At 40.1% G+C, this 8,361-nt stretch carries 10 protein-coding genes; 6 read left to right on the forward strand and 4 right to left on the reverse strand.

Annotated features, from left to right (window positions below):
- On the forward strand, positions 1–191 hold a 191-nt coding region (locus AC6F75_RS07100), incomplete at its 5' end, for a hypothetical protein (protein ID WP_500714269.1).
- A gap of 50 nt (positions 192–241) precedes the next feature.
- Here the strand turns inward: AC6F75_RS07100 and AC6F75_RS07105 are convergent.
- From AC6F75_RS07105 to AC6F75_RS07120, 4 genes are all read right to left on the reverse strand, one after another.
- On the reverse strand, positions 242–1,696 hold the full coding sequence (locus tag AC6F75_RS07105; RefSeq protein ID WP_500714270.1) for a rhodanese-like domain-containing protein: 1,455 nt from the start codon (positions 1,694–1,696) through the stop codon (positions 242–244).
- Positions 1,697–1,779: 83 nt separating this feature from the next.
- Complete coding sequence (locus tag AC6F75_RS07110) at positions 1,780–2,583, reverse strand: TSUP family transporter (RefSeq protein WP_500714271.1); 804 nt, start codon at positions 2,581–2,583, stop codon at positions 1,780–1,782.
- A 69-nt stretch (positions 2,584–2,652) separates the two neighbouring features.
- On the reverse strand, positions 2,653–3,282 hold the full coding sequence (locus AC6F75_RS07115) for a cyclic nucleotide-binding domain-containing protein (protein ID WP_500714272.1): 630 nt from the start codon (positions 3,280–3,282) through the stop codon (positions 2,653–2,655).
- A 279-nt stretch (positions 3,283–3,561) separates the two neighbouring features.
- Positions 3,562–3,786 (reverse strand): hypothetical protein, encoded by a 225-nt coding sequence (locus tag AC6F75_RS07120; RefSeq protein WP_500714273.1) that lies wholly within the window; start codon positions 3,784–3,786, stop codon positions 3,562–3,564.
- A gap of 143 nt (positions 3,787–3,929) precedes the next feature.
- On the opposite strand from AC6F75_RS07120, the gene pfkA reads away from it, so the two are divergent.
- The 5 genes from pfkA to AC6F75_RS07145 form a co-directional block, all read left to right on the forward strand.
- Positions 3,930–4,916 (forward strand): 6-phosphofructokinase, encoded by a 987-nt coding sequence (pfkA, locus tag AC6F75_RS07125; protein WP_500714275.1) that lies wholly within the window; start codon positions 3,930–3,932, stop codon positions 4,914–4,916.
- 9 nt (positions 4,917–4,925) lie between these two features.
- Positions 4,926–5,921, forward strand: a complete 996-nt coding sequence (gene gap / locus AC6F75_RS07130) for a type I glyceraldehyde-3-phosphate dehydrogenase (protein ID WP_500714276.1) — start codon at positions 4,926–4,928, stop codon at positions 5,919–5,921.
- 88 nt (positions 5,922–6,009) lie between these two features.
- Entirely contained in the window at positions 6,010–6,405 is a 396-nt protein-coding gene (locus tag AC6F75_RS07135; RefSeq protein ID WP_500714277.1) for a GxxExxY protein, read from the forward strand.
- A gap of 91 nt (positions 6,406–6,496) precedes the next feature.
- A complete protein-coding gene (locus tag AC6F75_RS07140; protein WP_500714278.1) occupies positions 6,497–7,354 on the forward strand; it encodes an N-acetylglucosamine kinase in 858 nt (285 codons plus the stop codon).
- The coding region (locus AC6F75_RS07145) for a phosphoglucose isomerase-related protein (RefSeq protein ID WP_500714279.1) at positions 7,351–8,361 on the forward strand (1,011 nt) is incomplete at its 3' end. The genes AC6F75_RS07140 and AC6F75_RS07145, both read left to right, overlap by 4 nt.

An 8,361-nucleotide genomic window follows, 5' to 3' on the forward strand; every position in this document is an offset into this window, starting at 1 on the left:
AAGGTATCTTCAAAATTAAAAAACAAACTACTTTGATTGATTGGTTTTTGATGTGGTTTCATTTAAAAAATATGCAAGATTTACAAAGTAAATATACAAAAACTTGCATCTTTAACCAAAAAAAATTAACTTTATTTATTGAATATCAATACTTTAAAACGTTTTTTAGGGTTGACAATTTATATTACTAAGATAGTGGTGTGTGTTTCAATCTACTGTAACTTTTGTTACATACTGCTTTTTATTTTAATGTAGTGGGGCAGATTTCATTGGTCACAGGTATCCCTGCTTTTTTAATCTCTGCAAAACCACCGGCCACATCTACCAGATTGTGTACACCTCGACTTTTAAGGATAGAGGCTGCTATCACACTGCGGTAACCACCGGCACAATGCACATAGAAATCCTTATCTGAAGGAAATTCCGACAGGTGTTCATTGATAAAATCTAAGGGTGTTAACGTTGCTTTTTCAATATGAGACGAAGTGTATTCCCCTTCTTTTCTAACGTCAAATACCGGGATGTCTTTGCTCTCCAAACGGTTTTTAAATTCTTCTGCCGAAATACTTTCGATACTGTCAGTCTCTTTTCCGGCATTTTTCCAGGCTTCAAACCCACCATCGATTATGCCTAGTGTCTTGTCAAAACCAACACGCGATAGGCGGGTAACGGCTTCTTCTTCCCGGCCTTGTGGGGCAACCAATAGTATAGGTTGTTCAGTATCGGCAATCAGGGCACCCACCCAAGGAGCAAACCCACCGTCAAGTCCGATAAATATGGAGCGTGGGATATGCCCTTTTACAAAGTCATCCTGATGGCGCACATCCAAAATTATAGCACCGGTTTCATTGGCAGCCGTTTCAAAAGCATCGGGAGAAAGCTCCAAAGTACCTCGTTCTATAACATCGTCAATATCGTCATAGCCTTCCTTGTTCATTTTTACGTTTAACGGAAAATAGAGTGGTGGCGGTTCAAGGCCATCGGTGACTTCCTTAACAAACTCTTCTTTGATCATATCAGCACGCAAGGCATAATTCATTTTTTTCTGGTTGCCCAAAGTGTCCACGGTTTCTTTCATCATATTCTTTCCGCAGGCTGAACCGGCTCCGTGAGCGGGGTAAACAATCACATCATCGGCCAGCGGCATGATTTTGGTGCGCAAGCTGTCATAGAGTAATCCGGCCAATTCTTCCTGAGTCATAGAAGCTGCTTTCTGGGCTAAATCAGGTCTTCCCACATCGCCCAGGAATAAGGTGTCACCACTAAAAATGGCAATGTCTTTTCCGTTTTTATCTCTTAAAAGGTAAGTAGTGCTCTCCATTGTATGACCCGGCGTGTGTAATGCTACTATGGTCAATTCTCCCACTTGAAACTCCTGTCCGTCTTCGGCTATGGTGGCATCAAACGATGGGTTTGCTGTAGGGCCGAAAACAATGGGCGCACCGGTTCTTTTGGAAAGGGTTATATGACCGCTTACAAAGTCGGCATGAAAATGGGTTTCAAAAATATATTTGATTTTGGCGTTGTCTTTAGCAGCCCTGTCTATATAGGGTTGCACTTCGCGTAAAGGGTCAATAATGGCCGCTTCGCCGTTGTTTTCAATGTAATAAGCTCCCTGTGCCAAGCAACCGGTATAAATCTGCTCTATTCCCTCGAAGGCGGGAATCTCGTTATTTTGATTTTGTGCTGTATTCATAATTCAATTTTTTTATGGGGATTCTTCCTTGTTTTTTCTGATGCAGATTTATAACCTCGGTTTGTAGTTAAAAGTGACTTTGGTTACAATAAGGAAAATTCCTTTAGTAAGATATAAATTGCCATGATAAAAACAAACCACCCAAAGGCTTTCTTCAATTTTTTTCCGTCGATGAGGTGATTGAGTTTTACTCCTGCAAAGATACCAATAATGGATAATAAACTTATCACCATCAAAAAGTTCCAGTCCAATTCCATGGTTTCGATATCGCCAATAAACCCTATGAGTGATTTTACTGAAATAATGAGCAGCGAGGTGGCTACTGCTTTTTTCATCGGCAACTTGGCAAGCAAAACCAAAGCGGGAATAATTAAAAATCCCCCGCCGGCACCCACCAAGCCGGTAAGTATGCCAATAATAAAGCCTTCAATAACAATGAGCGGGTAATTGTAAATCAGGGCTGTTCCGGGTTCAGGCTCAGGGCGCTTGTTGCGAATCATCGACCAGGAGGCCAATAGCATAATGATGGCAAAAAACACCATAATGGCGATGTTTTTGGTCAACATAAAATCACCTATTGCCAATATGTTATCCGGAATAGAAGGCATTATATATCTTCGGGTGAGATAGACGGCAACAAACGAGGGTATGGCAAAAACAATAGCTGTTTTAAAGTCCACCAGACCTTTTCTTATGTTTTGAAAAGCACCCACCAATGCTGTAAGTCCCACAACAAAAAGGGAATATGCCGTTGCGGTTACCGGGTTTATGGCAAATAGATATACAAATACCGGCACGGTGAGTATGGAGCCGCCTCCACCAATTAGACCGAGTACCACTCCAATGAGCAAAGCAGCCAGATATCCAAACAATTCTAACACTTCCATGAATTCAAATTTTGCAGCAAAAGTATAATCTTGGTATTATATGTAATGCAATCAAAGTTACACTTTAAATTAATTCAAAATCTCGATAGCGTTACGTTGAAGGTTAATTTTCCCTTGTTTTTCAAGTGATTTTAACAGTCGTGAAACCACGACTCTTGAAGTATGCAGGTCGTAAGCAATTTCCTGATGGGTGCTTAAAATCCTTTTGCTTTTATTGATTCTCACTTTCTCCTGAAGGTACTTCCACAAACGTTGGTCCATATTCATAAAGGCAATGTTGTCTATGGTCTCCAGCATTTCGTCAAGACGGTTTTGATAGCTGTTAAATACAAAATTGCGCCAGTTTTTGTATTTGGATGTCCATTCCTCCATTTTTTGAACGGGAATCATAATGAGTTGTGTATCTGTTTCGGCAACCGCCCTGACTTCACTTTTTTTATGTCCCAGACAGCAGCTTAATGTCATCGCACAGGTGTGGCCTCTTTCAAGGAAGTAGAGTAGTAATTCATCACCGTCTTCATCTTCACGCATCACTTTAATGGCTCCCGAAATTAATAAAGGCATAGCCGTAACGTAGTTGCCGATGTCCATAAGCATTTCGCCTTCTTTAATTCCTTTAAAAACGCCAACTTTGTCAATTTCCTGAAGTAACTCTTCTTCAAATAGATGTCCAAATTGTTCTCTTAACAGTTCAATCATTAGTTTACTAATATCTTTGGTTTCTTTGTAAAATTACATAAAATAAACAATTTTGAATCTATTGATATTAAAATGAAAACCCCCTCAAATCTATATGAATATCCCCATATTCAATATAGATAAGCGAGGGGGTTGCCCGGGTGCCGCCCCGGGCGCTTACAACATGTTGTTAGCAATGACAAGCAAAAAGACAAACTTAAATGAAAGTTATGATTGAATTTTACGGAATTCCTCAATTAGTCTAATAAAAAATAGCTTGTTGTATTTATGAGACAGTAATTAAATTATTTTTAAATTATTATTAGAATGAATTTCCCTGCAACACCAGAAGCATCCGTTTGTTTTGTGTCCAAATTTTTGACTTTCTTCTAAGGCCAAACTGTCATCATTAAAAACTCCCAAACAAGTTGTTTCAGACAGTGCGGGCATATATAAGCATGACTCTTTGTGAATTTCTTGTTCAAAGTTTTGATTCAAGGGTTTTGTTACATAATATTTTGTCATTGTTCCTATTTTTAACAAACCTAAGTAGACCGATTTAATGTTTTTTACGGGATTCCTCATTTTCTAAAAAAAATTATTAACCGAAATCGTTAGAGTTTTGAAATCTTTTTGCAGAAATCAGTTTATTGCTTTAGATTTACATAATGACAAAAAAACCACAAAAAATAGCAGTACTCACCAGTGGAGGTGACTCACCTGGAATGAATGCTGCCATCAGGGCTGTTGTGCGGTCATGCACTTATCATGGGCTTGAAAGTGTGGGAGTATTCAGGGGATTACAGGGATTGATAGAAGGTGACTTCAAAGTTCTTGATGCACGTTCTGTTAAAAACCTGATTAATCGTGGAGGCACTTTCTTAAAGTCTGCACGTTCCAAAGATTTTTACGAAATAGAAGGTCGTGCCAAAGCATACAATAACCTGATTAAAGAAGGGATAGATGCCCTTGTTGCTATTGGCGGTGACGGCACTTTTAGAGGTGCAAATATTTTTATCAATGAGTTTGACTTTCCAATAGTTGGACTGCCCGGAACGATAGACAACGACATTCACGGCACAGACAATACTATAGGCTATGACACTGCATTAAACACTGTTGTCGAAGCCATCGATAAAATAAGGGATACCGCAAATTCCCACAATCGATTATTCCTGGTCGAAGTCATGGGCAGGGATGCCGGACATATTGCACTCAATGCAGGCATCGGTGCCGGAGCAGAAGAAATCCTGATTCCCGAGGAAGATATGGGCAAAGACCGCTTGATAGAGTCGCTTAAAAGAAGTAAAAAGTCAGGAAAAACATCGAGTATCATTGTGGTTTCAGAAGGTGACCAGATTGGGAAAAATATCTTTGAGTTGGCTGAATTCATCAAAACAAACCTGGAAGGCTATGATGTGAGGGTCACTGTTTTAGGACATATCCAAAGAGGAGGTTCACCCAGTTGCTATGATCGTGTTTTGGCCAGCCGTATGGGGGTTGCTGCTGTTGACGCCTTACTGGAAGGAAAACGCGACATTATGATTGGTACTCAACACAACAAAATGGTACAGGTGCCATTTGCAGAGGCCATCAAAGAAAAACAAGAAATAGATCTGGAACTCATCAGGGTTGCAGACATCACATCAATATAAAATTAAACTATGATTAAAATTGGAATTAACGGCTTCGGCCGCATTGGAAGACTGGTATTAAGAGTTGCAGAACAAAGAAAAGATATAGAGGTAGTAGCCGTAAATGATTTAATTGATGTAGATCATCTGGCTTATCTTTTAAAATATGACTCCGTTCACGGAAGATTTGACGGTAAAGTTTCCACCAAAGATGGACAACTGTTGGTCAACGGAAAAAAAATAAGAGTCACCGCAGAGCGCGATCCTGAAAACCTAAAATGGAATGAAGCCGGAGCAGATATCATCATTGAATGCACAGGTTTTTTTACTGAAAAAGAGGGTGCTCAAAAACACATCAAAGCCGGCGCAAAAAAGGTAGTCATTTCTGCACCTTCCAAAGATGCGCCTATGTTTGTTATGGGTGTGAACCATACCGAAGCCAAAGCCCAAGATACCATTGTTTCAAATGCATCTTGTACCACCAACTGTCTGGCGCCGCTGGCTAAAATCATTCATGACGAATTTGGAATTGTTGAAGGGTTGATGACAACCGTTCATTCCACGACGGCATCACAGCTTACGGTAGATGGTCCATCACGAAAAGATTTCCGTGCGGGGCGCAGTGCGCTTATCAACATCATTCCCGCTTCAACCGGAGCGGCAAAAGCGGTTACTAAGGTGATTCCTGAACTAAAAGGCAAACTCACCGGTATGGCCTTTAGAGTGCCAACCGCCAATGTTTCAGTAGTTGATTTAACAGTCAGGACCGAAAAAGGGGCATCTTTTGATGAAGTAAAAGCAGCCATAAAAAAAGCATCAAACGGTGCTTACAAAGGGCTGGTAGCTTACACTGAAGATGCCGTAGTTTCTCAGGATTTTGTATCAGACGAACACATATGTATTTTTGATGCCGAAGCCAGCATTGCCCTGAACGATAATTTTTTTAAGTTAGTAGCCTGGTATGACAACGAGTATGGCTATTCGTCTAAGCTGGTGGATTTGGCTGAGCATGTAGCAAAATTATAGAATTCTATGCAAGAAGGATTTTTATTTGACTCTATCGCTTTAGCCACTAAGGCACAAAGTCACAAAGAAGCACAAAGAAATTTGACTTATGAACAAATTTGAATCACTCTCTGCTGAAGAAGAAGCAATTGGTAAAGCAGTTGTTGATGCCGCGTATATAGTACATAAAGAACTTGGGCCCGGATTGCTTGAGAGGGTTTATGAGATTTGTTTTTGTCATGTTCTAAACGAAAAAGGGTACTTTGTAAAAAGACAGGTGGATGTACCTGTAGTTTTTGACGGAATCGTTTTTAATGAAGGACTAAGGTTGGATGTTATTATAAATGATTTAGTGATATGTGAACTAAAAGCCATAGAAACAGTTAACCCGGTATGGGAAGCACAACTTTTAAGTCATCTCAAACTCACAGGGTTGAGATTAGGTTATTTAATTAATTTCAATGTGCCATTAATTAAAAGCGGAATTAAGAGAATGGTAAAATAACTCTTTGTGAAACTTAGAGCCTTAGAGCCTTTGTGGCAGAACGATTCAATTATTTGTTAAACTAAACAATCAAGTTTTATTCAATAGTAATATGACACTAATCGCAGACGGCGGCTCGACAAAATGTGACTGGGTGTTGCTTGATCAATCTGGCAGCATCCTGTTAAAAACACGGACATTGGGACTAAACCCCACTGTGGTTCCTGAAGACGAACTCCTGCATCGCATCAAAAACAACCCCAAACTTGTCGCTGTTTTCAATCAGGTAGAAGCCCTCGACTTTTATGGTGCCGGTTGCGGGACGATTACTCCCAGAGAAATACTCCACAATATACTCCAACAACTATTTGTCAAAGCAAAAGTCGCCGTGGCAGAAGATATGCTGGCAGCCGCATTGGCTGTTACAGACCAACCCGGGATTGTTTGCATTTTCGGTACAGGCTCAAACAGCTGTTATTTTGACGGAAAATCGGCAACGACAAATGTAGAGTCGCTGGGGTTTATTTTGATGGATGAAGCCAGTGGCAATTATTTCGGGAAACGGCTCCTTCGCGATTATTTCTACAAAAAAATGCCTGTCAAACTTGCGGTAGAATTTGAAAAACGCTTCGACCTCAATCCCGATTTCATCAAAATCAATTTATACAAAAAACCAAACCCTAATACCTATCTCGCCTCTTTTGCCGAATTTATTTTTACCGATGAAAAAGGAAACGCTTATTTTTACAACCTGATTAGCGAAGGCGTACTTAAGTTTATTGAAAATCGAATCTTGTGCTACAAAGAAGCGCAACAAGTGCCTGTCCATTTTATTGGCTCCATCGCCCATTTTTCAAAAGAAATCATCAAAGATTGCCTGAACAGATACAATCTGGAACTTGGAAACGTCGTTAGAAGACCCATAGACGGATTGATTGAATATTACAGAAAAAACAAACTAAACCAATGAGTTTTCCGAAAGTAAATCCGGTAACAACCAAAGCCTGGGCCGCATTGACCAAGCGCTTTGCAGAAATCAAAGACAAAAAAATGCAACAGTTTTTTGCTGAAGATTCTAATCGGGCTCAGGATTTTTCAATCAGCTGGAATGATTTTTATCTGGATTATTCCAAAAACAGAATCAACGCGAAAACCAAAAACTTGCTGCTTGAACTGACTGAAGAAGTCAAACTTAGAGAAGCCATTGAAGCCCAGTTTTCAGGAGAAAAAATCAACGAAACCGAAGACCGGGCAGTGCGTCATAACGACCTTCGCAATTTTGAAAACTTACCCAAAGAAGTAAAAAGGACCCTAAAAAACATGCGGGTGTTCTCCAAACGCATCGTTGATAAAACCCGCAGGGGATACACCGGCAAACCTTTTACTGATATAGTAAATATTGGAATAGGCGGCAGTGATTTGGGTCCTGATATGGTAACTGAAGCCCTTTCCTATTACAAAAACCACCTCAAGGTGCATTACATTTCAAATGTAGATGGTGATCACGTGAGAGAGGTCTTAAAAAAACTTGACAGGGAGACCACACTTTTTATCATAGTTTCAAAAACATTTACAACTCAAGAAACACTTACCAATGCTCAAACGGTGAGAAACTGGTTTTTGGAAAAAGCCACTATACTCGATATTGAAGCCCACTTTGTAGCCGTTTCAGCAAACAGTAAAGAAGTAGAAAATTTTGGAATCACATCAGAAAACACCTTCCCGATGTGGGACTGGGTGGGCGGACGTTTTTCACTCTGGAGTGCAGTTGGGCTTAGCATTTGTCTGGCTGTAGGGTATCCCAATTTTGAAAAGCTTCTTAAAGGTGCACACGAAATGGACCTGCATTTTAAAACCGCACCTTTTGAAAACAATATACCGGTAATACTTGCGCTGCTTTCAGTGTGGTACAACAATTTTTTTAAATCAGAATCTGAAGCCGTCGTGCCTTATTCACAATACCTCAACAAACTGGTG

The sequence above is a fragment of the Planktosalinus sp. genome, assembly GCF_059864935.1.

Coding starts and splice junctions, on each gene's coding strand:
- pfkA (WP_500714275.1), top strand. CDS start 3,930: ATGACAAAAAAACCACAAAAAATAGCAGTACTCACCAGTGGAGGTGAC.
- AC6F75_RS07135 (WP_500714277.1), top strand. CDS start 6,010: ATGAACAAATTTGAATCACTCTCTGCTGAAGAAGAAGCAATTGGTAAA.
- gap (WP_500714276.1), top strand. CDS start 4,926: ATGATTAAAATTGGAATTAACGGCTTCGGCCGCATTGGAAGACTGGTA.
- AC6F75_RS07105 (WP_500714270.1), bottom strand. CDS start 1,696: ATGAATACAGCACAAAATCAAAATAACGAGATTCCCGCCTTCGAGGGA.
- AC6F75_RS07140 (WP_500714278.1), top strand. CDS start 6,497: ATGACACTAATCGCAGACGGCGGCTCGACAAAATGTGACTGGGTGTTG.
- AC6F75_RS07115 (WP_500714272.1), bottom strand. CDS start 3,282: ATGATTGAACTGTTAAGAGAACAATTTGGACATCTATTTGAAGAAGAG.
- AC6F75_RS07110 (WP_500714271.1), bottom strand. CDS start 2,583: ATGGAAGTGTTAGAATTGTTTGGATATCTGGCTGCTTTGCTCATTGGA.
- AC6F75_RS07120 (WP_500714273.1), bottom strand. CDS start 3,786: ATGACAAAATATTATGTAACAAAACCCTTGAATCAAAACTTTGAACAA.